Genomic DNA, 23,050 nt, shown 5'->3' on the forward strand with positions numbered 1-23,050 from the left:
GATCAGATCTCCATGCCCAGCATCGAGGCCACCGTGTGCACGTCCTTGTCGCCACGGCCCGACAGGTTGACGATGACGATCTGGTCCTTGTCCATGGCAGGCACGATCTTGACCGCGTGCGCGATGGCGTGCGCGGATTCCAGCGCCGGGATGATGCCTTCGACGCGCGTCGTCAGCTTGAAGGCTTCCAGCGCCTCGTCGTCGAGGATCGGCACATATTCGACACGACCGGAGTCGCGCAGCCAGGAATGCTCCGGGCCGACGCCGGGATAATCGAGACCGGCCGAGATCGAATGGCCGTCCATGATCTGGCCGTCGGCATTCTGCAGAAGATAGGTGCGGTTGCCGTGCAGCACGCCGGGAGAACCGGCATTCATCGAGGCGCAATGCTCGATGCCGTCAAGACCGCGCCCGCCGGCTTCGATGCCGATGATCCTGACCTCCTTGTCGTCCAGGAACGGATGGAACAGGCCGATGGCGTTCGAACCACCGCCGACGGCGGCGATGATGGTGTCCGGCAGCCGGCCCTCCTGCTCGAGGATCTGCGCCCGCGCCTCGGTGCCGATGACCGACTGGAAGTCGCGCACCAGTTCCGGATAGGGATGCGGGCCGGCGGCGGTGCCGATCAAATAATAGGTGTCCTCGACATTGGTGACCCAATCGCGAAGGGCTTCGTTCATGGCGTCCTTCAGCGTGCCGTGGCCGGCGGTGACCGGCCGCACTTCGGCGCCGAGCAGCTTCATGCGGAAGACGTTGGGGCTTTGCCGGGCAACGTCGGTCGCGCCCATATAAACCACGCAAGGGAAGCCGAAGCGTGCGGCGACGGTGGCCGACGCCACGCCATGCTGGCCAGCACCGGTCTCGGCGATGATGCGCTTCTTGCCCATGCGCTTGGCCAGCAGGATCTGGCCGAGGCAATTATTGATCTTGTGGGAGCCGGTGTGGTTCAGGTCCTCGCGCTTGAAATAGACCTTGGCGCCGCCCCCGAGGCCCTTCGCCGCGGAAACCTCACGAAGATGCTTGGTCAGGCCTTCGGCGAAATAAAGCTTCGACGGCCGCCCGGCATAGTGGGTCGAAAGATCGGTCAGCTCTGCCCTGAACTCCGGATCGTTCTTGACCTCGTTCCAGTGCCGCTCAAGATCGAGGATCAAAGGCATCAGCGTTTCGGCGACAAAACGGCCGCCGAAAATCCCGAACATGCCCTGTTCGTCGGGTCCGGTACGGAAGGAATTGGGTGTCGCCGGCTTGTTCATCGCCGATCTCCTAAATCTTGATTAGAAGCCCGATCAGGCGGCGCGGTCGTCGCGTGCTGCCCGGACGGCCCGGAAAAACTGTTCGATCAGCGCCGGATCCTTGACGCCCGGCGCGCTTTCCACGCCCGACGAAATGTCTATTCCGGGCGGGTTGGCAAGCCGAAGGGCATCGCCGATGTTGGCGGCGTTGAGCCCACCGGAAAGCATGTAATCGACGCCGGCGTCAAGGCCGCCGAGGATGCGCCAGTCGAAGGCCACGCCATTGCCGCCCGGCAGTTCGGAACCCTTTGGCGGCTTGGCATCGAACAGGAACCGGTCGGCGACGCCGATGAAAGGCTTGATCCGGTCGAGGTCGGCGACCTCACTGAGCGGCAGCGCCTTCATCACCGGCAGGCCGTAGCGGGCTTTCAGTTCGGCCACGCGCTCGGGGGTTTCCGAGCCGTGCAGTTGCAGCATGTCGGGCTGCATGTCTTCGACGATCTCGTGCAGGAAGGCGTCGCTGGCGTCAACCGTGACGGCAACCGCCAAGGCCTTGCCACGTGCCGCTTCGCGCAGGCGTCCGGCTTCCACCGGCTCGACATAGCGCGGGCTTTTGGCAAAGAAAATGAAGCCGACATGGCTGGCACCGCCGGCCAGCGCCGCGGCCATTGCCTGGTCGGTCTTCAAGCCGCAGATCTTGATGTCGAGCGCCATGGCGCGGGAATTGGCATGAAATCGAGACAGAGTCGAGAAAAAGCATGCTGTTTGCCGGCAGGGCCAAAGGCGCTACCTATTGATGGACGGATAGACAGCATGCCGGGCGGGAGAAAGATCATGGCCGACACAACCATTGCCGAACTGAAGCAGAAGATAGCGCAGGCACACGAGGTCATCGCGCACCTGATGGACAAGGCCGCCTTCAACGGCGCCGAAGCGCATCGGGCGCTGGAGTATTTCGGCGGCGATACGTTTGACCGGAATTTCCTGCCCTGGCCGCATCATGGCGATGAGGGGCTGCGGCCGGATGAACTCAATGCGGCCAACGACGATTGACTACTCGAACACGATCGCCTGCAACGCGCCGCCGTTGCGCTTCAGCCAGTCCTTGCAGCGGTCGGTGTCGGGGCAGAGTTTTTCGCACAGTTTCCAGAATTTCGGGCCGTGGTTCATCTCCTTGAGATGCGCCACCTCATGCGCCACGAGGTAGTTTATGACCGGCTGCGGCGCCATCATGATGCGCCAGGAGAAGGAGAGATTGCCTTCCGAGGTGCAGGAGCCCCAGCGGCTGGACGTGTCCTTGTAACGGATCGCCTTGGCGCGCTTGCCGAGCGCCTCGGTGTGTCTGGCCACCAGCTTCTCGATCTCCTTCTTGGCCTCGCGCTTGAGGAAATCGGCGATGCGGCGCGGCAGATGTATCCGGTCGCCATGCACGATCAGCAGCGGCCCGCGCTCGTCGCGCGATACCGTGACGGTGCCGCGTTTCGACGGCTCATGGACGATACGGTGCGGCACGCCCCGGATTGGGATCCTGATACCCGGCCGCACCTGTGGCCGCGTCGGCACTTTTGCGAGCCGCTGCTCCAGCCAGTCCTGGTGACGCTCGAGGAACCGGTCCACCTCGCCGCGGCGCAGGCCTGGCGGCACGGTGATGCGCAGGCCCTGGCCGCCGGAATCGATGCGCAGCGTCAGCCGCCGCGCCCTGGCGCTCTCGACGATCTTGAGCGGCAGCGTGCGGCCGGCAACGCAATATTCGCGCTCCACGACAGGCGTGGGCTTGGGCTTCGTCAGATTGCGAAAGAATCCGATGGTCATGGCGGGACGATACGCGATTCGAGAAAAACGACTAGAACAAAAAAGAAACGGCGCCGCTCGCGCGACGCCGTTCTCATACCTTGGCCTGTCGCTCGGCCTCAGTCGTCAAGCAGGTTCGAGCCCTTGCCACGCTTGGCCGGGGTCGTGCCGGTGCTCGGATCGGTCTTCGCCGGAGCGGTCGACTTGTTGCGCTTCGCCATGAAGCGGTCGAACTCGTCCTGATCCTTGGCGCGACGCAATTCGCGGGCATAGTCGTCGAACTCGGTCAGCATGTCGTCGAGCTTGCGGCGCTCCTCGGCAAGGCGCTCAAGCTCCTTTTCGCGCCAGTCGTCGAAAGCGACGTTGCCGGTGCGGGCGGAGCCGTTGCCCCAGCGCGCGGCCTTGTCGGAACCACGGCGGCAGCCGGCGAAGATGCCGTCGGTCGCGCGGTTGACGTCACGCTTGAAGCCGTCGAGCCGGTCGCCCCAGATGATGTAGGCGAGCATGGCGAAGCCGAGCGGCCAGAACACCATGAAGCCGATCACCATCAACGCGATGGTTGCCGGCGTCCAGGCCGGGCGGATCAATGCAGATGTGTTCATTTTCTCCCATTCCTTCGGTTGGAGACAGCCAGGACCGGCTGCGTGGAATCGAAATGGGAAGACAAAAACGGCGATTCAAGACAATGTCCGCCAAAACCGGACAAGCTTCTGAAATGATTATCGCTTTTTGAGCATGTCGAGGAAAAGCACGCCCAACCCGGCAATCAGCCCCCAGAACGCGGCGCCGACGCCGAACAGTGTCAGCCCCGAGGCGGTGACGACAAAAGTGACGGTGGCGGCCATCCGGTCGGCCTCGTCCTTGAGCGCGATCGCCAGCGCGTTGGCGAGCGAAGCCATCAACGCAAGCCCGGCCACCAGCACGATCAGGCTCTGCGGCAGAACGGCGAAGATGGCCACCAGCGAGGCGCCGAAGATCGCGAAGACGAGATAGGCGAGCGCATAGAACGGCCCGGTCTTCCAGCGCTCGGCGGGGTCGGGATGAACGTCCGGCCCGGTGCAGATTGCCGCCGAAATCGCCGCCAGATTGGTGGTCGAGCCGCCGAACGGCGCCGACAGCAGCGAAAACAGGCCGGTGACGCCGATCAGCGGGCCGGGCTCCGGGTGGTAGCCGGCGGCTCGCAACACGGCGAGGCCGGACAGGTTCTGCGACGCCATGGTGACGAGGTAGAGCGGCAGCGCCAGGCCAATCATCGCCTTGGCGGTGAAGTCAGGTGCAATCAGCGTCAGTGTCGACAGCTCTGGTGTCGGCAGGCCACCGACACGGCCGGTGAGAAACGCGGCGAGACCGCCGCCGATCAGCACCGCCAGCACCGACAGCGCCGGGTTGAACAGGCGGATGATGAAGAACGCCGCGATCAGCGGCAGGATCAGCCAGGGGTCGGCGGGAACGGTCTTGACCGCATTGAGGGCGAAGGTGACGACGATGCCGGCCAGCATGCCCGAGGCGACCGAGGGCGGTATCCTGGAGATCAATTGCGTCAACGGCCGAAACAGGCCGGTGGCGATCAGCAGGATGGCGGTGACGATGAAGGCGGCGACGGCCTCGCCGATCGAAAAGCCGGTTGAGGCAGCCATCAGCGCCAGGCCCGGCGTCGACCAGGCGGTGATGACGGGCATCTTCGTGCGCCAGGACAGCCACAGGCTCTCGACCGCCATGGCCAGGCAAATGGTTGTCACCCAACTCGCCGTCTGGACTTGCGTCGCACCGACCGCGTGGGCGGCGGCAATGACGATGGCCAGCGTGCCGCCGAAGCCGACGATGGCCGCGACAAAGGCCGAGATCGGGATGGAAAGGCGCATTCTCACCTGCCCCGCCCGGCCATGTCACCAACCGCCCGCACCAGCATGTCGAGATCCTGCGGCCGCGACAGGCGATGATCGCCGTCGGGAATGAGCGACAGCGTGACATCATCGGCCGGCAGCAGGCTGACCAGCTTCAGCGCATGGCTCGACGGCACGTCCGCATCGGCCAGGCCCTGCATGATGTGAACCGGGCAATGGGTGTCGATGGGGCCCGTCATGACCAGGTTGTCGCGCCCATCCTCGATCAACGCGCGCGTGTAGATATAGGGCTCCGTGGAATAGTCGGAGGGCTCGGCGAAGAAGCCCTTTTCGGCGAGGTCGTGCTTCTGCGCCGCGGTCAGCACCGGCTCGACCAACTCGGCGGTAAAATCCGGCGCCGGCGCCAGCAGCACCAGGCCGACGACGGATGCGTCCCCCGCCTTGCGCAATTCCTGCACCATGCGCAGCGCGATCCAGGCGCCCATGGACGAGCCTACCAGGATCTGGCTGCCGCTGGCGAAATGCCGGAACACGGCGAGGCTTTGCGAAAGCCATTTCGAAATCGTGCCGTCGGCAAAGGCGCCGTCGGATTCGCCGTGTCCTGAATAGTCATGGCGCAGGAAGGCGCGGCCTTCCCTTGCCGCCCAGTCCGACAGCGTCTGCGCCTTCGTGCCCAGCATGTCCGACTTGTAGCCGCCCAGCCAGACAATGCCGGGCGTCGAACCCGCCATATGGCGCACCGCGATGCGCGATCCCCCAACATCCGGAGAGATAGGGACATCGAGAAAGGTCGGGGGCGTGACGGTCATGGCTTTTTCCTCAGGCCCCTCTTTTGGCACGGCGTTCTTGTGGCACAGCCACAGGCGTGGCGAAAAGTGCTCGCGCCGTTTCTTTGTTTGGTGCAGGCCAGCGATCAGGGTGATTTTCTGTCAATGCTGTGCTATTGACTCCGCCCGCGCGCTCACCACATTGGCGCGTCCACGCATCAGACTGACAAATCCTGAACGAAACGGCCAAGGAGACCACGACCATTCGCAGACCTTTCAAAGCAGCGGCGCCGACCAAGGATGGGCCGCGCTCCAACCGTGACATCCGGGTTCCCCGGGTCCAGCTTATCGACGCCGAAGGCCAGAACCGCGGCGATGTTTCCATAAACGACGCATTGCTGCTCGCCGAAGAGGCTGGGCTCGATCTCGTCGAGATATCGCCCAATGCGGTGCCGCCCGTCGTAAAAATTCTCGATCTCGGCAAGTTGAAATACGCCAACCAGAAGAAGGCAGCCGAGGCGCGCAAGAACCAGAAGGTCATCGAGATCAAGGAGATCAAGATGCGCCCCAACATCGACAGCCATGACTACGAGACCAAGATGAAGGCGGTTCGCCGCTTCTTCGAGGAAGGCGACAAGGTCAAGCTGACGCTGCGCTTCCGTGGCCGCGAAATGGCGCATATGGAGCTCGGCATGCAGCTCCTCAACAAGGTCCGCGAAGAAGTGGCGACCATCGCCAAGGTCGAGGCGGAACCGAAACTCGAAGGCCGCCAGATGATGATGGTGCTGGCGCCGCGCTAGGCGGATATTTTGCGGAACCTGCCTGGATCACGATAAGGTTAGGCGCCGTCATCACGCTCTAAATCCGCCTGAATTGTGCTACAGGGCGTCCCGACGATCCGCGGGACGCCTGTTTCTTGGCGAAAGCTGCGATCGCCGGCTTTGTTTTTATGCATGTCGTCCTCCCAGAATCGGGGCCACTTTTGGACGATTTGCGATAGGCTCCTCGACGATCGGATACCCCCTTGGACAATGAAGTGAAATACGGGCTGGGCAACTACCAGCAGATGCGCCGGCTGGTGCTTGCCGTGCTTGTGGTGGTGCTGTTTCTGGCACTGCTGTTTGGCCAGTCGACCTTCCCGCCGGACACGCCGGTGCATGAATCGATCGAGATGTTCGGCGTGCTCTTGATTTTCCTCGGCATTGTCGGACGCCTTTGGGCGACGCTCTATATAGGCGGGCGCAAATCCTCCGAAGTGGTGACGGGCGGGCCTTATTCGATCACCCGCAATCCGCTCTACGTATTCTCGACCGTGGCCGCGGCTGGTGTCGGCGCCCAGATCGGCTCGTTCTCCGGCATTGTTCTCTTTGCGCTGCTCTGCGCCGGGGCCTTCCACATCGTGATCCTGCGCGAGGAGAAGTTCCTCAAGGAAGCGCTCGGCGCGCCGTATGCGGCCTATCTGGCGCGGGTACCGCGCTTCTTCCCGAAGCTTTCCCTCTACCAGGAGGGCGATACGGGCAGCTTCAAGCCGCGCCTGCTGTTGACCACGCTGCTCGACGGCCTGGTGTTCCTGATCGCGCTGCCGGCCTTCGAACTGATCGATGGCGCCCAGCAGTCGGGCATGCTTCCGGTGTGGTTTACGCTCCCCTGACAGAAGACAGAGCGTCGCACGGCCTCGGGTGTTGCGTACAAGTCGTGTTTGACGTATAGGACCGCCGTTCAAGAAAACCGCCCGGCAGGGCATGCCGTGGCGGTTTCATTTGCTTTTCGGGCTTTGGTCGGCCCGGAGCGAACAAGAAGCGCGATAGTGCGCCAACAATACGGAGTAGCAAAATGCCCAAGATGAAGACCAAGTCGGCCGCCAAGAAGCGGTTCAAGATCACAGGTACGGGTAAAGTCCTGTCGGCTGCGGCCGGCAAGCGTCACGGCATGATCAAGCGTTCCAACAAGTTCATTCGAAATGCCCGCGGCACGATGGTTCTGGCTGAACCGGATGGCAAGAAGGTCATCAAGAATTTTCTGCCGAACGGCCTCTAAGGCATTCGGACCGGACACGCAGTAGTTTTACGCAATTCCGAACGGAAAACCGCAAGACACTTTTCCTGGAATTGCTTTTAAGGAGATCATGACATGGCACGCGTAAAAAGAGGCGTCACCTCGCACGCCAAGCACAAGAAGGTCCTGAAAGCCGCCAAGGGCTTCTACGGCCGTCGCAAGAACACCATCCGCATCGCCAAGCAGGCGGTGGAAAAGTCGCTGCAGTACGCTTACCGCGACCGCAAGAACCGCAAGCGCTCATTCCGCGCGCTGTGGATCCAGCGCATCAACGCCGCGACCCACGAGCATGGCCTGACCTATGGCCGCTTCATCGACGGCCTCAACAAGGCCGGCATCGAGATCGATCGCAAGATCCTGTCCGACATGGCCATCCATGAGCCGCAGGCTTTCGCCGCGCTCGTGGCCAAGGCCAAGGTGGCGCTCGAATATCTGAAGAACACCACGCCGAACGCTTTTGAAAGCGCTGTCGCCTAGAGCATGATGCCAAAAAGTCTATGACTTTTTGGACAACATCATGCTCCAGGGAAATTAGCGAGGAGCACGATCTTTTCCGAAAAGTCTGCAACTTTTCGGGATCGGGCTCCGAGCCCAGCGCTTCCCAAGCATTCGCAATTCTGATTTTGGGGAACCCGCGCTGGCACGGCTGGCGCGGGTTTTTCTTATGCCCGATGTAACCAAATTGGTGACACGCCCAGTGATGGCGGGTTGCCCGACCGAGAGAGTTTCGCCGTGAACGCCACCGCTGGAAATCTTGAAGCCCTGGAAGATTCACTTCTGGCCGACATCGCATCGGCCGCCGATGAGCCGGCCATCGAGGCCGTGCGCATCGCCGCCTTCGGCAAGAAGGGCACCGTGTCCGAGATGCTGAAAACGCTTGGCGCCATGACCGCCGAGGAGCGCCAGATCAAGGGCCCTGTCATCAACGGCCTCAAGAACCGGGTCACCGAGGCGCTGACGGCCCGCAAGGCCGAATTGAAAGACGTGGCGATCGCCGTCCGCCTTGCCGCCGAAAAGGTCGACGTGACGCTGCCGGTACGGCAGTCGCCGGCCGAGCGCGGCCGTATCCATCCGATCAGCCAGGTCATCGACGAGATCGCCGCGATCTTCGGCGATCTCGGCTTCGCCATCGCTGAAGGTCCCGATATCGAGACCGACTATTACAATTTCACCGCGCTGAATTTCCCCGAGGGACATCCGGCACGCGAGATGCACGACACTTTCTTCTTCCAGCCGGACGAGAAGGGCGAGCGGAAGCTTTTGCGCACCCACACTTCGCCGGTGCAGATACGCACCATGGAGAAGCAGAAGCCGCCGATCCGCATCGTCATTCCGGGCAAGACCTACCGCCAGGATTCCGACGCCACGCACTCGCCGATGTTCCATCAGGTCGAGGGGCTGGTGATCGACAAAACGGCCAACGTCGCCAACATGAAATGGGTGCTGGAAGAGTTCTGTAAGGCCTTTTTCGAGGTGCCCTCGGTCAAGATGCGCTTCCGGCCGTCCTTCTTCCCGTTCACCGAGCCAAGCCTCGAGGTCGACATCCAGTGCGACCGCTCGCGGCCCGGCGAAGTGCGCTTCGGCGAAGGCTCCGACTGGATGGAGATCCTCGGCTGCGGCATGGTGCACCCCAATGTGCTGCGCGCCGGCGGGCTCGATCCCGACGAATACCAGGGCTTTGCCTGGGGCATGGGCATCGATCGCATCGCCATGCTGAAATACGGCATGCCGGACCTGCGCGCCTTCTTCGACGCGGACGTGCGCTGGCTGTCGCATTACGGTTTCCGGCCGCTCGACATGCCGACGCTGTTCGGCGGCTTGAGCGCATGACGGCGCCCCACAATGGCGGCTGTCGCTGCGGCGCCGTGCGGTTCGAGGCTTCGGCTGAACCGCACCACGTCAGCTATTGCCATTGCGGCGATTGCCGGCGGGCCAGCGGCGCGCCGGTATCGGCCTTTGTCGGCTTCCCGGCCAGCCAGGTGGCGTTCACCGGCAAGGCGCTGAAGATGTTCGAGAACGGCCCGGTGACGCGCTCCTTCTGCGGCGTCTGCGGCTCGCCCATCGCCTATGTCGACGAGCGGCTGGAAGACGACATCTACTTCATGCTCGGCGCCATGGACGCGCCGGCCGATTTCAGACCGACGCTGCATGCCTATGTCAGCGAGCAGCTTCCCTTCCTGCATATGTCCGACGACTTGCCCAGACATCTGAAAACAAGCGTCAAAAGACCAGACGGAACAGTCCCATGAAATTCACCCTCTCCTGGCTCAAGGATCATCTCGAGACCGACGCCTCGCTCAACGAGATCGTCGAGCGGCTGACGTCGATCGGGCTTGAAGTCGAGCATGTCGACGACAAGTCGAGCCTGAAACCCTTCGTCATCGCCAAGGTGCTGACGGCTGTGCAGCACCCCGATGCCGACCGGCTGCGCGTGCTGACCGTCGATACGGGCGACGGCAAGGCACCCGTGCAAGTGGTGTGCGGTGCGCCGAACGCCCGCGCGGGCCTGATCGGCGCCTTCGCCGCGCCCGGCACCTACGTGCCCGGCATCGACGTGACGCTGACGGTCGGCAAGATCCGTGGCGTCGAAAGCCATGGCATGATGTGTTCCGAGCGCGAACTGGAACTGTCGGACGAACACAACGGCATCATCGACCTGCCCGAGGATGCGCCTGTCGGCACCAGCTTTGCGTCCTATGCGCATCTCGACGATCCGGTCATCGAGATCAATCTGACGCCGAACCGGCCCGATGCCACCAGCGTCTACGGCATTGCCAGGGATCTGGCGGCGAGCGGGCTCGGCACGCTGAAAAGCGCTGCGGTCGAAGCGATCCCCGGCAAGGGCGAGACGCCGGTCAAGGTGGTGATCGAGGCGCCGGAGCTTTGCCCCGGCTTCGCCTTGCGCCTCGTGCGCGGTGTCAAGAATGGCCCATCACCGAAATGGCTGCAGCAAAGGCTGATCGCCATTGGCTTGAGGCCGATCAGCGCGCTGGTCGACATCACCAATTACGTCACCTTCGATCGCGGCCGGCCGCTGCATGTGTTCGATGCCAGGAAGGTTGCCGGCAATCTCGTCGTGCGCCGCGCGCGCGACGGCGAGAAGGTGATGGCGCTCGATGGCCGCGAATACACGCTGACATCAGACATGTGCGCCATATCAGATGACAACGGCGTCGAATCGATTGCCGGCGTGATGGGCGGCGAACATTCCGGCTGCGACGAGAACACGACCGACGTGCTCATCGAATCGGCGCTCTGGGATCCGATCACCACCGCTCGCACCGGCCGCACGCTCGGCATCATCACCGATGCGCGCTACCGTTTCGAGCGCGGTGTCGATCCTGAATTCATGGTGCCTGGCGTCGAGCTCGCGACCAGGCTTGTTCTCGATTTCTGCGGCGGAGAGCCGGCCGAGACCGAGGTCGTCGGTTATGCCGGCCACAAGCCCAAGATCGTCTCCTTCCCGCTGTCGGAAGTGACGCGGCTGACCGGCATCGAAGTGCCCAAGGCGGAAAGCCTCGACATCCTGTCGCGTCTCGGCTTCAAGCCGCTGGGCTCCGGCGATGTCGTCGATGTGGCGGTGCCGTCCTGGCGTCCCGATGTCGACGGCAAGGCAGACCTGGTCGAAGAGGTGATGCGTATTCACGGCGTCGACAACATCGCGCCACAGCCGCTCGGCGCGCATGACGCGGTCAATTCCAAGATCCTGACCACGCTGCAGGTCCGCACCCGCACCGCCAAGCGCGCGCTTGCCGTGCGCGGCATGATGGAAGCCGTTACCTGGTCGTTCATTCCGGCCAAGCATGCCGAACTGTTCGGCGGCGGCCAGACGGCGCTGAAGCTCGCCAACCCGATCGCCGCCGACATGTCCGACATGCGGCCGTCGCTGCTGCCGGGGCTGATTGCAGCCGCCCAGCGCAATGCCGACAAGGGTATTGGCGACGTGGCGCTGTTCGAGGTGTCGGGCACCTATGAGGGCGACGGCGCCGACCAGCAGCGGCGCGTGGCCGCCGGCGTGCGCCGCGGCACCGCCAAGCTCGACGGCTCGGGCCGCAACTGGGCCGGCAATTCGGGTCCGGTCGGCGTGTTCGACGCCAAGGCCGATGCAATCGCGGCACTGGAAGCCTGCGGCGCGCCGGTCGACCGGCTGCAGATCGAGGCAGGCGGGCCGTCCTGGTACCATCCCGGCCGCTCCGGCACGATCAAGCTCGGGCCGAAGACCGTGCTCGGCACGTTCGGCGAGTTCCATCCCAAGACGATGGAAGGGCTCGATGTTTCCGGGCCGCTCTGCGGCTTCGAAGTGTTTGTCGACGCCGTGCCCGAGCCGAAGGCCAAGCCGACCAAAACCAAGCCGAAGCTGGAGCTCTCCGCCTTCCAGGCGGTGAAGCGCGACTTCGCCTTTGTCGTCGACAAAGCGATCGAGGCCGGCACGCTGGTGCGCGCAGCACTTGCCGCCGACAAGAAGCTGATCACTGGCGTTTCGGTCTTCGACATTTTCGAAGGCGCGGCGCTCGGCGCCGACAAAAAATCGATTGCGATCGAAGTGTCGATCCAGCCGGTCGAGAAGACGCTGACCGACGAGGATTTCGAGGCGCTGGCCAAGCGTATCGTCGAGAATGTCGGCAAGCAGACGGGCGGCGTGCTGCGCGGCTAACTTGCGAGCGGATGGCGAATCGTCCTCCAAAGGGCGATGGACCATCTGCGCTATTCCGGGCTGCCGTTCGAAGCACAGCGAGAGGCGTTTCTCGACATCGTGTCGGGCGACCCGATGGTCGGCGACGCGCTGGCGCGGGCTCGCGCGCTGGCTCTTCCGGACTGGCTGGTCGTCTCAGGCGCACTTTACAACAGCGTCTGGAACCATTTGACCGGCAAGCCGTCAGGTTACGGCATCAGGGATGTAGACCTGTTCTATTTCGACGACAGCGACCTGTCCTATGAGGCCGAGGACGCTGTCATCCGCCGGGCGGCGCGGCATTTCGAGGGGCTGGCGCTGCCGGTCGAAGTGCGCAACCAGGCGCGGGTGCATCTGTGGTATCCGCAGAAATTCGGCCAGCCCTGCCCGCGCTATACGAGCGCGAGCGAATCCATCAGCCATTTTGCCTCGAAGACGCATGCGGTCGGGGTGCGCTACGATGCCGGCAGGCGGCTTGAGCTGGTGGCGCCATTCGGGCTCGACGATGTCTTTTCGTTCCGCATCACGCCGAACCGGGTGATGGACAACCAGCGGACGCATGAGGCGAAGGGGGCGCGGGCGAGGGAGTGCTGGCCGGAGATTACGGTGGTGGCTTGGTAGGGACGCAGACATAGAAAAATGTCGGCGCGAGGCGCCCCCCTCTGTCCTGCCGGACATCTCCCCCACTTGGGGGGAGATCAGCAGTTTCGGTGCCCCGTCCATTTCTCCAACGTCGGCGATTGGCGAAAGCCGAGCCGGCATCCAATCTCCCCCCTCGTGGGGGAGATGTCCGGCAGGACAGAGGGGGGCGCTGTCCCGCCAGCGTCTCAAAACAAGCTGATGCTAAAGGTCACCCATTCACCAGTGCCAGCAGCTCCTCGGTGTAGCGGTTGCCAACAACCTTATCCGGCGACAGCGCGTCGCCAATCGCAGCCACTTCAGCCGCACTCAACTCGATCCCCGCCGCCGCCGTGTTCTGCTCGAGATGGCGGATTTTTCGCGCACCCGGGATCGGGACGATGAAATCGCCCTGGTGCAGCACCCAGGCGAGCGCCAGCTGCGCCGGGGTCACGCCCTTTTCAGCCGCCATCCTTTCCAGTGTGGCGACCACCTTGGCATTGGCTTCCATGGCCTCGGCCTGGAAGCGCGGCAGGGTGCGGCGCCAGTCGCCGTCATCAAGCGTTTCGGGCTTGGCGATGGTGCCCGTCAAAAGGCCACGGCCGAGCGGGCTGTAAGGGACGAAGCCAATGCCGAGTTCGCGGCAGACGGCGAACACTTCCTCTTCCGGATCGCGGCTCCACAGCGAATATTCGCTCTGCACGGCCGCGATCGGATGTACGGCATGCGCCCGGCGGACGGTCTCCGCACTTGCCTCCGACAGGCCGAGCGCGCGCACCTTGCCCTCGCGCACCAGTTCGGCCATGGCGCCGACCGTATCCTCGATAGGCACGTTCGGGTCGACCCGGTGCTGGTAGTAGAGGTCAATGACATCGGTGCCCAGCCGCTTCAGGGAGGCCTCGGCCACCGCCTTGACGTGCTCGGGGCGGCTGTCGACGCCGGCCATGCGGTCGAGGCCCGTGCCTTCCTCCAAAATCTTGAAGCCGAATTTCGTCGCAATCGTCACTTTGTTCCGCACGGACTTCAGCGCCTTGCCGAGCAGGATCTCGTTCTCGTAGGGGCCGTAGACTTCCGCCGTGTCGAAGAAGTTGACGCCGATCTCGACGGCGCGATGCAGGGTGGCGATCGCCTCGGCCTCCGGCTGGCCGCCATAGGCGAAGCTCATGCCCATGCAGCCGAGGCCTACGGGATAGACGCTCAGTTCGGTTCCTAGTTTGCGGGTTTGCATCAGGCATCTCCTTGCTGTGATGCGACAGATTTAGTGCCTTGCCTTATGTTCGATAATCGTCTCTCATTTGCACAGGCTGTTCCAAGAAATAGATCAATGAACCGAGCGCATCTCTCACAGCTGGCTGTGCTGGCGACGGTCGCCCAATGCGGCAGCTTTCGTGGCGCGGCCAGGGAATTGGCGATCGCGCCGTCGGCCGTCAGCCATGCTGTATCCAGCCTGGAAGCGCGGCTCGGCGTGCGGTTGTTGGCGCGCAGCACCCGCAGCGTCGCGCCGACGGAAGAAGGCGCGCAACTCCTGGAGCGGCTGCGGCCGGCCCTTTCCGAGATCGACCTGGCGCTGGAGACGGCGGTCGAGTCGCGTGAGCGGCCAGCCGGGAATCTGCGGCTCAGCGTGCCGCGCACGGCCGCGCATCTGGTGCTGACGCCGCGGCTTGGTGCCTTTGCATCGGCCTATCCCGACATCGTGCTGGAAATCGTCATCGAGGATCGCTTCACCGATGTTGTCGAAGGTGGCTTCGACGCCGGCGTGCGGCTCGGCGAGAGTCTGCAGCGCGACATGATCGCGGTGCGCATCGGACCGGACATGCGCGGCGCGGTGGTCGGCGCGCCATCCTATTTCGCGGCCATGCCGAGACCGCATCATCCGCGCGACCTTGCCGACCATCGCTGCATCCGTTTCCGCTTCTCCAGCGGCATCCTCTACCGCTGGGAATTCGAAAAGGGCGGCGAAGAAATCGAGATTGCCGCGCAAGGGCCGCTGATCCTCGACGAGGACCATCTGATCGCGCAAGCGGCGGTCGACGGCGCCGGGCTCGCCTTCGTCTTCGAGCCTTATGTTCGCGCCCCGCTCGCCGACGGCAGGCTGATCCGCGCGCTGGAGGACTGGTGCCCGTCTTTCGAAGGCTTCTTTGTCTATTATCCCAGCCGCCGGCAGATGCGCCCGGCGCTGAGGGCGTTTGTGGATTTCTTCAAGGTGAGTGGGTAGGGAGCGCCCCTTACCCTCCCCCTTGTGGGGAGGGTCGATCCGCGTAGCGGATCGGGGTGGGGGTCTCGTAGAGCGCTGCCCCACCCGTCGCTTCGCGCCGACCCTCCCCACAAGGGGGAGGCTGGAAGAAAGCGCAACTCAGCAACGTTCTTCTCCCATGCAAACCTCCATCACCAACACGCCAACCCGCTACGGCTGGGCGACGATCCTCCTTCACTGGCTGATCGGGATCATCTTCATCGGCCAGTTCGTGCTCGGCTTCATCATGGTGAGATTGACCAGCCAACGCGCCGCCTTCGAGCTGATCCAGTTGCACAAATCCCTTGGCTTTCTGCTGCTTGGCCTCATCATCCTGCGCATCGCCTGGCGGCTCGGCAACGTGGCGCCGCCCTTGCCGCCTTCGGTCGGCGCGCTGGAGCGGCGTACGGCGCCGCTCGCGCATCTGGCGCTCTATGCCTTCCAGGTTGCCTTGCCCTTGTCAGGCTGGGCGCTGGTTTCGGTGTCGACGCTGGAAATTCCGACCATGCCGTTCAACCTGTTCGTAATGCCTACCCTGCCTTTGGCGGAATCCGACAGCGCGGAAAGCTTCTGGGCGGCGGCGCACTGGTATCTCGCCTATGCCGGCATCGCGCTTGTCGCGCTGCATGCCGCCGCCGCCCTGCGCCATCATTTCCTGCTGCGCGACAGCGTGCTCACGCGCATGATCACGCCTTCGTCAGACAGGGAATAGAGCGGGCGGTTCGCTCGTTTGTGGGCTGAGGACGCGAAACGCGTTGCCTCCAGGAAAGGATCAATCCCATGCATGCGCGCATCCTTGGATTCGCGGCTCTTGCCGCATGCCTAGCCATGCCCGCCACTGCTGCGGTGGCGCTGAGTGACGCCGCCGGCAGCTACACGATCAGCCCGGCAGGCTCCAGCATCCGCTTCACCATAGGCAAAGCCGGTGGCGGCGGCTTCGATGGCGCCTTTGCACGCTTCAAAGGCACGATCCGCATCGACAACGGAGATATCGGCCATTCGAAAGTCGATCTGACCATCTATCCGGAAAGCGTCGGTACCGGCCAGGGCCGTATCGATGCCTTCCTGCGCTCCGACGCGGTGTTCGATGCGGCCAACAGCCCGGAGATCCAGTTCCGTTCGACCAGCGTGACCCGCACCGGCGACACGTCAGCCCTGGTCACCGGCAGGCTGACGGCGCGCGGCAAGACGTTTCCGGAAAAATTCACGGCTGAACTCGACGGCTTGAAAGGCGGCACGATAAAATTCCATGTCACCGGCAAGGTGCTGAGATCACGCTACGGCATGGATGTCGGCACGCCGCTCTATTCCAACATCGTCGATTTCGACATGACGCTGACGGGCAAGCGGGGGTAGTTCTAATTTGCGCATCCTCCGGGTTCGTCATCCTAGGGCGAAGCAAGGAGCGAAGCGACGCGCGCAGACCCCTGGAGCTGCTCCGCAGCCCAAGGGATCCACTCCGTGACGCTAAGGCGTTGCAACGGTTACAGAATTCTGCACCGCTTCACTTTATGTCATAGGTCACGGCATGGATCCTCGGGTCAAGCCCGAGGATGACGAAGGCGCTTTGTGATCCGCGTCCGCGATTGGCTTTTCTCCGAAATTGGGGCACACCTCCATCGATATAATCGAGATGGAGAAGCGTCATGTTCCGATGGGGTGTGTTGTCGACGGCCAAGATCGGTCGCGAGCATTTGTTGCCCGCAATGGTCGAGGCGGAGAATGGTGTGCTTTCGGCGATTGCCAGCCGCGACCTGTCGAAGGCCAAGGCCCTGGCCGAGCGATTTGGCGCGCGCCATGCGTTCGGCTCCTATGAGGAACTGCTCGCTTCCAAGGACGTTGACGGCGTCTACATTCCGCTGCCGACATCGCAGCATGTCGAATGGACGGCCAAAGCGATCGAGGCGGGAAAACATGTGCTGGTCGAGAAGCCGCTGGCGCTCGACGCCAAGGACATTCTCCCCCTGATCAAGCTGCGCGACCAGAAGAAGGTGCTGGTCTGCGAGGCCTTCATGGTCATCTACCATCCGCAATGGATCAAGGTGCGCGACCTTATCGCCGGCGGCGCCATCGGCCGGCTGCGCCATGTGCAAGGCGCGTTCTCCTATTACAATGTCGACCCCAACAACATGCGCAACCAGCTCGATCTCGGCGGCGGCGCGCTGCCCGACATCGGCGTCTACCCGACAGTGTCGACGCGGTTTTCGACCGGCAAGGAGCCTAGCCGTGTCCAGGCGACGATCGAGCGCGACAAGAAATTCGGCACCGACATCTATTCCTCGATCCGCGCCGATTTCGGCGATTTCGAACTGTCCTTCTATCTGTCGACGCAGATGGCGGCGCGCCAGGTGATGGTGTTCCACGGCGAGAAGGGTTTCATCGAGGTCTTTTCCCCGTTCAATGCCGGGCTCTATGACCATCACCGCGTCGAATTGCACAACCAGAACCACACCGAGGCGCAAGTGTTCCGCTTCCCCGGCACGCAGCAGTACCGGCTGGAGGTCGAAACTTTCGCGCGAGCGGCGCAGGGCGGCAAGGAACGTGTTTTCACTCTGGAGGAGTCCGTGCTCAACCAGAAGGTCATCGATGCCATCTTCCGCGCCGGCGGCAAGGACGGCTGGGAGGCCGTCTAACTCTGGTTTGACGCAATTCCGGACGGAAAACCGGTTACACCTGGAATTGCGTTAGCCGGCTAATTCTGGGAGGAGAGATGGCTGACGACGCGGACGTGATCATAGTCGGTGCCGGCCTTGCCGGGCTGGTTGCCGCCGCCGAGCTTGCCGGGGCCGGCAAGAAGATCATCATCGTCGACCAGGAGCCGGAGCAGTCGCTCGGCGGCCAGGCGTTCTGGTCGTTCGGCGGCCTTTTCCTCGTCGATTCACCCGAGCAGCGGCGCATGCGCATCCGCGATTCGCACGATCTGGCGCTCGAGGACTGGACGGGCACCGCCGCCTTCGACCGGCCGGAGGATTTCTGGCCGCGCAAATGGGCGGAGGCCTATGTCGGTTTCGCCGCCGGCGAGAAACGCTCCTGGCTGATCGAGCGCGGCCTGAAATTCTTTCCTGTCGTCGGCTGGGCCGAGCGCGGCGGCGGCAACGCCATTGGCCACGGCAATTCAGTGCCCCGCTTCCACATCACCTGGGGCACCGGCCCCGGCGTGCTCGAACCTTTTGTGCTGCGCGTGCGCGAGGCGCAAAAGCGCGGATTGGTCAGCTTCAGGTTCCGCCACCGCGTCAATGAACTGACGCGGACGGGCAGCGTCGTGACCGGTGTGCGCGGCGATATCCTTGAGCCGAGCACGGTCGAGCGCGGCCACAAGAGCTCGCGCGAGGTATCAGGCGAATTCGAGCTGCATGCACAAGCGGTGATCGTCGCTTCCGGCGGCATCGGCGCCAACCATCAGCTGGTACGGGAAAACTGGCCCAAGCGATTGGGTGCCGCACCGAAACGCATGATCACCGGGGTGCCGGACCATGTCGACGGCCGCATGTTGGCGATCACCGAGGCGGCCGGCGGTTCGATCATCAACCGCGACCGTATGTGGCACTATGTCGAGGGCATCAGGAACTGGGCGCCGATCTGGACCGAGCACGCGATCCGTATCCTGCCCGGCCCGTCGTCGCTATGGCTCGATGCCAAGGGAAAACGCCTGCCGGTGCCGCTCTATCCCGGTTTCGACACGCTGGGCACGCTCAGCCATATCATGAGCACCGGCTTCGACTATTCCTGGTTCATACTGACCAGGAAAATCATCCAGAAGGAGTTCGCGCTGTCGGGCTCCGAACAGAATCCGGACCTGACCGGCAAGAGCTGGCGCCAGGTGCTCGGCCGCGCGACATCGGGCATTCCGGGTCCGGTGAAAGCCTTCATGGAGAGGGGCGAAGACTTCATCGTCGAGGCCGATCTTTCGAAACTGGTCGCGCGCATGAACGCGCTGGCCGGCGGCGAGCCGCTGCTCGAGCTTGCCCAGGTCGAACGCGAGATCCGCGCCCGCGACAGGCAACTCGACAATCCGTTCTCCAAGGACATGCAGATCACCGCGCTGCGCGGCGCCCGCGCCTATCTCGGCGACAAGCTGATCCGCACGGCCAAGCCGCACAAGATGCTCGACCCGGCGAACGGCCCGCTGATCGCGGTGCGGCTCAACATCCTGACCCGCAAGACGCTGGGCGGCCTGCAGACCGATCTCGACAGCCGCGTGCTGGGCGCGGATGGCCAGCCGGTCGCCGGTCTCTATGCCGTTGGCGAGGCCGCCGGTTTCGGCGGCGGCGGCGTGCATGGCTATGCCGCGCTTGAAGGCACGTTCCTCGGTGGCTGCATCTTCTCCGGCCGCAGCGCAGGCAGGGCGGCGGCCGCATCGCTGGCGTGAACGGCGCCAACGTGGCCTGTTTTTCCAGCTCGGGCTCTTATACGTCCGGGCGATAAACATATGACTTTTTTATATTTTTCAGATTTCGTCCGCCTCGAATACAAATACCGATGCTTTTATCTTTCCGAGTGCAGCCGGTGCTGAGCCGCTGCAGGCGGCCGTCACCTTGTGGCGGCGGTACCAGAAAGAAGGAAGTCTTCGATGTTCCTCTCAGACGGGCTCTATCTGCCCACTCATCGTCCGCTGCCGGCGTCGCAGATCGAACAGATGAAGCGTGCGACCAATAACGAGCGCCGGCCGGGCAGCCTGGTCGCGCCGTTCACACCGACATGGTGGCTGCTGGTCGTCGGCGCCGTGCTGGCCGCCGCCGCGATCGCCGCCCAGCTTTCCTGAGAAGCGGGAGATGACCATGCAAACTACCCCCATTTCTCCCGACGGAAACGCCGTCCACCGCTTCGTCGTCGGGCGCGATGGCGAAGGCCATTGGATCGCTCGCGACGAAGAAGGCCTGACCGGCGGCGTCTTTGCCGACAGGAATTCCGCTGTCCGTTTCGCCACGATGGAGAGCGGCCATCGGGCCGGCGCGATACGCTTCGCCCCGGCAAGCGTGCGGCTTTCCCTGTTCAACTGATCCGCGCCCGGTTCCGAACTGACCGGAACGATCTGGCCATGGACAATTCCAACACCATTGCTGGGCCCAACAGCACCGATCTCGCCGGATTGCTCGATCGCCTCCCGCATGTTGGCAGGCTGCTCGAACACCAGCTTTGGGAGGCGGCACGCGCCCTGCCGCTCGACAGATCATCCCGCCAAGGGCGGCGATTTGCCGGCCTGATGGAGGCTGGCGCCACGCTCGACGCTGTCCTCCTGCTGATCGCCGTGTCGAAGCCGGAACGTTCGGTATCGGCCATCAGCAAGATCGGCGAGCGCTGGTTCTGCTCCATTCAAATCACATCCGCGGGAACAACGGCCGAAGCGGACCACATCGATCTGGCCGCCGCACTGCTGTCGGCCCTGCTTTCCTCGCATCTCGAAAAGACGGTGCCTTCAGAAATTCATCCAGGAGACTTTGATTGCCATGACACCAGAACAAGCCCGAATGCGCCTGACCGGAGCGATGACCGCGCTGGTAACGCCGTTCACCGACGGCGAGGTCGATCTGAAGCAGCTGACCGCGCTGTTGCGCTGGCAGATCGAACAAGGGATCAACGGGCTGGTCCCATGCGGCACCACAGGTGAGGCCCCCACCCTGTCGTGGGAGGAGCGCCTCGACATCATTGCGCTGTGCGTGAAAATCGCCGCCGGCAGGGTGCCGATCATTGCCGGCACAGGCACGAACAGCACCGAGACGACAATCGCCTTTTCGACAGCCGCCGAGGCCTTTGGCGCCGATGCCGCTCTCATCGTGACGCCTTACTACAACAGGCCAAGCCAGGAAGGGATCTTTCGCCATTTCGAGGCGGTCGCCAGAAAGGTCAGGATACCGGTCATCGTCTACAATGTGCCGGCGCGAACCGGCGTCGACCTGTCCGAGGAGACGATCAGACGCCTGGCGCAGATCCCAACCATTGTCGGCATCAAGGACGCAACCGGCGATGTGAGCCGGCTATCCACTCTCCCGGCTGTGCTCAGGCGCCGCTTCATCTGCCTCTCCGGCCACGACGCGACGTCGTTCGGCTTCAACACGATGGGCGGCCGTGGGACGATCTCGGTGGTCTCCAATGTCGCGCCGCGACTGTGCGTCGAGATGCATGATGCGTGCAGGCAGGGCGACCATCACACCGCCCGGGCCATCCATCATCGCCTGCGGCCGCTGATCGCGGCATTGGAGCTTGAGAGCAATCCGGTGCCGGTCAAATACGCGCTGAGCCTGGCACTGGGCATGAGCCCCGATGTCCGTTTGCCGCTGACTCCGGTTCGTCCTGAAACCGAGACCGCCATACGCGAGGCCATGCTGGCCCTGAACGGGAGCATCGCCGGCGCCGTGCAATCAAGACCGGTGCCGGCCTCGCCCGTGCCGTGGCGGCCTTGACGAAGGCGCCTTGCTGTCAACGGCATAGACCAGCCCCGGCTGGACGATCCATTCCCCGGTGCGGAGCGCTTCGACATCGAAGCGTCCGCTGCGGTCGCGGGGTGCAACGCCGACAAAACGGTATTGCAGTCCACTCGCATCGACGACGATATCGGCGATCGGATGATCTGCGAGCCGCCCGATGATTGTTCCCTTTTCCCTGAGGTTTGCCAGGACGAAATACTCCGTCGGCACCCTTTGGCTGGCCCCTGAGGTCAGCCAGGCTGAATGTGATTTCATGGTCGTCTGAAGCCAGTTTGTTGATCGGGCCTCAGTCAGGCAGCGGCCCGCAACTACATAATCGCTGGCGGCATAGGAATTCGAGAGGGGGTTTCGGCCTGAATTATATACGCCGCATATGTCCTGGCAGCTCGTGACGAAAGCCCAGCCACCAGCGTCAGGCGTCCCGTCCGAGCGCAGCGATCGCGTCGACGATCCGCGTGAAACTTTCGCGAGCGCGACCGACCGTGTGCCGGGCCCTGAGGTAACCATGCACCAGACCCGGCTCCTCGAACCAGGTGGCCCGCCCACCCGCGGCGATGATCCGGTCACGATAGGTCTCGCCATCTGAAGACAGCGGGTCGCACTCGGCGGTGATCAGCATCGTCGGCGGCAGGTTGGCGAAGTCGGTGTCGGCCAGCGGCGAGAGTGTTATGTCGCCGGCCCGGTCCCCGCCACCGGTGCGGATATGCTTGTAGAATTCGAGATCGCGCATGGTCAGCATCGGCGCTTCGGCATGCGTGACATAGGACCCCTTCGAGCGGTCGCCGCCAAGGCCGGGATAGATCAGCACCTGACCCACCGGCCGTTTCGCGCGGCCGCGTGTGGCGTGCGCAACGGCGGCGCAGAGATTGCCGCCGGCACTGTCGCCGCAGAGCAGGATGGGTCGGTCGCGGGTGGACGCAACCCATGCGAAGGCGCTCATCGCGTCGTCGAAGGCGGCCGGATGCAGATGCTCCGGCGCCAGCCGGTAATCGACCGAGACAACCTCATGGCCGGTGCGGGCGCAGAGTTCGGCGCAGACATCGTCATGGCTGTCCAGCCCGCCAAGGATGAAGCCGCCGCCATGGATGTAGAGCACTGTCGCCGCCGGTTGCGGGGCGCTTCGGTAGATGCGGATCGGGACGCCGTGCGTGGGCGTTGCAATGGCTGAGGTTTCGGCGGTTACGCCCTCGGGATAGCCGGCAAAGAATTCGCGGCACATGCGGTCATAGATCTCACGCTGCTCAGCGATCGTGTAGTCGATCGTATCGGGCGGATAATAGGAATTGGTCCGCTCGATGAAGGCCCAGGTCTCGGCGTCAATGAGTTTTGGGTAGTCGGTCATGGAACTCCTTTACCTCCCCTTGATGGAGGAGGTCGCCGCGGTGTGGCGGGTGGGGGTGACGGCGCTTCACC

Annotated in this window: 27 protein-coding genes; 18 read left to right on the forward strand and 9 right to left on the reverse strand. The window is 63.5% G+C overall.

Features of this window, described 5'->3' with window-relative positions:
• Positions 1 to 2: 2 nt before the first annotated feature.
• Both trpB and MesoLj_RS02125 read right to left on the reverse strand, forming a co-directional pair.
• Positions 3 to 1,253, reverse strand: coding sequence for a tryptophan synthase subunit beta (gene trpB, locus MesoLj_RS02120; protein WP_202324923.1), 1,251 nt, complete (start codon positions 1,251 to 1,253; stop codon positions 3 to 5).
• A 33-nt stretch (positions 1,254 to 1,286) separates the two neighbouring features.
• A complete protein-coding gene (locus tag MesoLj_RS02125) occupies positions 1,287 to 1,946 on the reverse strand; it encodes a phosphoribosylanthranilate isomerase (protein ID WP_202324924.1) in 660 nt (219 codons plus the stop codon).
• Between the two features lie 120 nt (positions 1,947 to 2,066).
• Between MesoLj_RS02125 and MesoLj_RS02130 the strand changes: the two genes are divergently transcribed.
• Positions 2,067 to 2,285, forward strand: a complete 219-nt coding sequence (locus tag MesoLj_RS02130; RefSeq protein ID WP_140770281.1) for a hypothetical protein — start codon at positions 2,067 to 2,069, stop codon at positions 2,283 to 2,285.
• Here the strand turns inward: MesoLj_RS02130 and MesoLj_RS02135 are convergent, their stop codons facing one another.
• The 4 genes from MesoLj_RS02135 to MesoLj_RS02150 form a co-directional block, all read right to left on the reverse strand.
• A complete protein-coding gene (locus MesoLj_RS02135) occupies positions 2,286 to 3,044 on the reverse strand; it encodes a M48 family metallopeptidase (protein WP_140770283.1) in 759 nt (252 codons plus the stop codon).
• Between the two features lie 98 nt (positions 3,045 to 3,142).
• Entirely contained in the window at positions 3,143 to 3,625 is a 483-nt protein-coding gene (locus MesoLj_RS02140; RefSeq protein ID WP_140770285.1) for a DUF2852 domain-containing protein, read from the reverse strand.
• 117 nt (positions 3,626 to 3,742) lie between these two features.
• Positions 3,743 to 4,885 (reverse strand): benzoate/H(+) symporter BenE family transporter, encoded by a 1,143-nt coding sequence (locus tag MesoLj_RS02145; protein WP_140770287.1) that lies wholly within the window; start codon positions 4,883 to 4,885, stop codon positions 3,743 to 3,745.
• Between the two features lie 2 nt (positions 4,886 to 4,887).
• On the reverse strand, positions 4,888 to 5,676 hold the full coding sequence (locus MesoLj_RS02150; RefSeq protein WP_202324925.1) for an alpha/beta hydrolase: 789 nt from the start codon (positions 5,674 to 5,676) through the stop codon (positions 4,888 to 4,890).
• A 221-nt stretch (positions 5,677 to 5,897) separates the two neighbouring features.
• On the opposite strand from MesoLj_RS02150, the gene infC reads away from it, so the two are divergent.
• The 8 genes from infC to MesoLj_RS02190 all read left to right on the forward strand — a co-directional run bounded on the left by infC (position 5,898) and on the right by MesoLj_RS02190 (position 12,982).
• Positions 5,898 to 6,434, forward strand: coding sequence for a translation initiation factor IF-3 (infC, locus tag MesoLj_RS02155; protein WP_010912915.1), 537 nt, complete (start codon positions 5,898 to 5,900; stop codon positions 6,432 to 6,434).
• A 224-nt stretch (positions 6,435 to 6,658) separates the two neighbouring features.
• Complete coding sequence (locus tag MesoLj_RS02160) at positions 6,659 to 7,285, forward strand: methyltransferase family protein (protein WP_140770291.1); 627 nt, start codon at positions 6,659 to 6,661, stop codon at positions 7,283 to 7,285.
• Between the two features lie 182 nt (positions 7,286 to 7,467).
• A complete protein-coding gene (rpmI, locus tag MesoLj_RS02165) occupies positions 7,468 to 7,671 on the forward strand; it encodes a 50S ribosomal protein L35 (RefSeq protein ID WP_006201248.1) in 204 nt (67 codons plus the stop codon).
• A 93-nt stretch (positions 7,672 to 7,764) separates the two neighbouring features.
• The gene (rplT, locus tag MesoLj_RS02170; RefSeq protein WP_006201247.1) at positions 7,765 to 8,166 is read left to right on the forward strand and encodes a 50S ribosomal protein L20; all 402 of its coding nucleotides are present in this window, start codon (positions 7,765 to 7,767) and stop codon (positions 8,164 to 8,166) included.
• Positions 8,167 to 8,421: 255 nt separating this feature from the next.
• On the forward strand, positions 8,422 to 9,519 hold the full coding sequence (gene pheS, locus MesoLj_RS02175) for a phenylalanine--tRNA ligase subunit alpha (protein ID WP_202324926.1): 1,098 nt from the start codon (positions 8,422 to 8,424) through the stop codon (positions 9,517 to 9,519).
• Entirely contained in the window at positions 9,516 to 9,938 is a 423-nt protein-coding gene (locus tag MesoLj_RS02180) for a GFA family protein (RefSeq protein WP_140770296.1), read from the forward strand. The genes pheS and MesoLj_RS02180 overlap by 4 nt, the downstream gene beginning before the upstream one ends.
• A complete protein-coding gene (gene pheT / locus MesoLj_RS02185) occupies positions 9,935 to 12,343 on the forward strand; it encodes a phenylalanine--tRNA ligase subunit beta (RefSeq protein ID WP_202324927.1) in 2,409 nt (802 codons plus the stop codon). Before MesoLj_RS02180 ends, pheT begins: the two co-directional genes overlap by 4 nt.
• Positions 12,344 to 12,379: 36 nt before the next feature.
• The gene (locus tag MesoLj_RS02190; RefSeq protein ID WP_202324928.1) at positions 12,380 to 12,982 is read left to right on the forward strand and encodes a nucleotidyltransferase family protein; all 603 of its coding nucleotides are present in this window, start codon (positions 12,380 to 12,382) and stop codon (positions 12,980 to 12,982) included.
• 229 nt (positions 12,983 to 13,211) lie between these two features.
• Here MesoLj_RS02190 and MesoLj_RS02195 read toward each other — a convergent pair whose 3' ends face one another.
• On the reverse strand, positions 13,212 to 14,207 hold the full coding sequence (locus tag MesoLj_RS02195; protein WP_202324929.1) for an aldo/keto reductase: 996 nt from the start codon (positions 14,205 to 14,207) through the stop codon (positions 13,212 to 13,214).
• A 96-nt stretch (positions 14,208 to 14,303) separates the two neighbouring features.
• Between MesoLj_RS02195 and MesoLj_RS02200 the strand changes: the two genes are divergently transcribed.
• From MesoLj_RS02200 to dapA, 9 genes are all read left to right on the forward strand, one after another.
• Positions 14,304 to 15,194 (forward strand): LysR family transcriptional regulator, encoded by an 891-nt coding sequence (locus tag MesoLj_RS02200; RefSeq protein ID WP_202324930.1) that lies wholly within the window; start codon positions 14,304 to 14,306, stop codon positions 15,192 to 15,194.
• A gap of 157 nt (positions 15,195 to 15,351) precedes the next feature.
• Positions 15,352 to 15,924, forward strand: coding sequence for a cytochrome b (locus MesoLj_RS02205; protein ID WP_202324931.1), 573 nt, complete (start codon positions 15,352 to 15,354; stop codon positions 15,922 to 15,924).
• A gap of 68 nt (positions 15,925 to 15,992) precedes the next feature.
• Entirely contained in the window at positions 15,993 to 16,568 is a 576-nt protein-coding gene (locus MesoLj_RS02210) for a YceI family protein (RefSeq protein ID WP_140770308.1), read from the forward strand.
• A gap of 290 nt (positions 16,569 to 16,858) precedes the next feature.
• On the forward strand, positions 16,859 to 17,845 hold the full coding sequence (locus MesoLj_RS02215; protein WP_202324932.1) for a Gfo/Idh/MocA family protein: 987 nt from the start codon (positions 16,859 to 16,861) through the stop codon (positions 17,843 to 17,845).
• A gap of 77 nt (positions 17,846 to 17,922) precedes the next feature.
• Positions 17,923 to 19,581, forward strand: a complete 1,659-nt coding sequence (locus MesoLj_RS02220) for an FAD-binding dehydrogenase (RefSeq protein ID WP_202324933.1) — start codon at positions 17,923 to 17,925, stop codon at positions 19,579 to 19,581.
• A 201-nt stretch (positions 19,582 to 19,782) separates the two neighbouring features.
• A complete protein-coding gene (locus MesoLj_RS02225) occupies positions 19,783 to 19,974 on the forward strand; it encodes a hypothetical protein (RefSeq protein ID WP_202324934.1) in 192 nt (63 codons plus the stop codon).
• A gap of 16 nt (positions 19,975 to 19,990) precedes the next feature.
• Positions 19,991 to 20,212, forward strand: a complete 222-nt coding sequence (locus MesoLj_RS02230; protein WP_244735271.1) for a hypothetical protein — start codon at positions 19,991 to 19,993, stop codon at positions 20,210 to 20,212.
• A 38-nt stretch (positions 20,213 to 20,250) separates the two neighbouring features.
• Positions 20,251 to 20,820 (forward strand): hypothetical protein, encoded by a 570-nt coding sequence (locus MesoLj_RS36220; protein ID WP_244735272.1) that lies wholly within the window; start codon positions 20,251 to 20,253, stop codon positions 20,818 to 20,820.
• Positions 20,708 to 21,613, forward strand: coding sequence for a 4-hydroxy-tetrahydrodipicolinate synthase (gene dapA / locus MesoLj_RS02235; RefSeq protein WP_244735506.1), 906 nt, complete (start codon positions 20,708 to 20,710; stop codon positions 21,611 to 21,613). Before MesoLj_RS36220 ends, dapA begins: the two co-directional genes overlap by 113 nt.
• On the opposite strand, the gene MesoLj_RS02240 is transcribed toward dapA, so the two are convergent.
• Both MesoLj_RS02240 and MesoLj_RS02245 read right to left on the reverse strand, forming a co-directional pair.
• Positions 21,572 to 21,892, reverse strand: coding sequence for a hypothetical protein (locus tag MesoLj_RS02240; protein WP_202324936.1), 321 nt, complete (start codon positions 21,890 to 21,892; stop codon positions 21,572 to 21,574). The genes dapA and MesoLj_RS02240 overlap by 42 nt on opposite strands.
• A gap of 157 nt (positions 21,893 to 22,049) precedes the next feature.
• Positions 22,050 to 22,979, reverse strand: a complete 930-nt coding sequence (locus MesoLj_RS02245) for an alpha/beta hydrolase (RefSeq protein ID WP_202324937.1) — start codon at positions 22,977 to 22,979, stop codon at positions 22,050 to 22,052.
• Positions 22,980 to 23,050 lie beyond the last annotated feature (71 nt).

This window comes from Mesorhizobium sp. 113-3-9 (assembly GCF_016756515.1).
Taxonomy (GTDB): Bacteria; Pseudomonadota; Alphaproteobacteria; order Rhizobiales; family Rhizobiaceae; genus Mesorhizobium.